General features: G+C 38.9%; 1 pseudogene. It reads left to right on the forward strand.

From position 1 onward, the window contains the following. Nucleotides 1–567: pseudogene (locus UYK_RS24035) on the forward strand (transposase); the annotation flags it as partial. Between the last annotated feature and the right edge of the window lie 17 nt (nt 568–584).

The following is a 584-nucleotide window of genomic DNA, read 5'->3' on the forward strand; positions in this document are numbered from 1 at the left end:
AAACAGACAATTAGATTAGATGAATTAGCACAGAAGCTCCTCACCAGAGGATTTTAAAGAAATTCAACTAAGTTTGGATAAACCGAAAACACTATGGGTAGTAACTAAAGAAGTAGAGATATCACCTCTAGGAGGAAAGAGAAGTATCAAATCGTTATGAATGCTTCTACTTTTTCAGAGTCCACTGATATCGATTATTTTATCACCAATGTTTCCTCCTCAATTGTCACCCCTGAATGGATCGTTAATACCTACTCTCAAAGAAATTGGGTAGAAGTTTTTTACCGAGAAGCCAAGGGGTGGCTAGGACTAAGAGAATACCAAGTCCGAGATCAAAGGAGTCTATTGAGACATTTTATTTTGGTTTTTTGTGCCTATACTTTTATTCTTTGGCATCAGCGAACAGGGGGGTTAAGACGAAGATGGGCTAACAAATCTTTGGACACCTTTACTGATGCAAAAGCCGCCTTTAGAACGGCTATGTCTTTTCGTTTTTTTGATTGGCTGACCCTTCATCGTGACGTATTTGCCGCTTATAAAGCTAGTTTGGGCTTCATTTGGGCTTAATTTTTGTCTAAGTCCCG

This window comes from Fischerella thermalis PCC 7521 (assembly GCF_000317225.1).
GTDB classification, from domain to species: domain Bacteria; phylum Cyanobacteriota; class Cyanobacteriia; order Cyanobacteriales; family Nostocaceae; genus Fischerella; species Fischerella thermalis.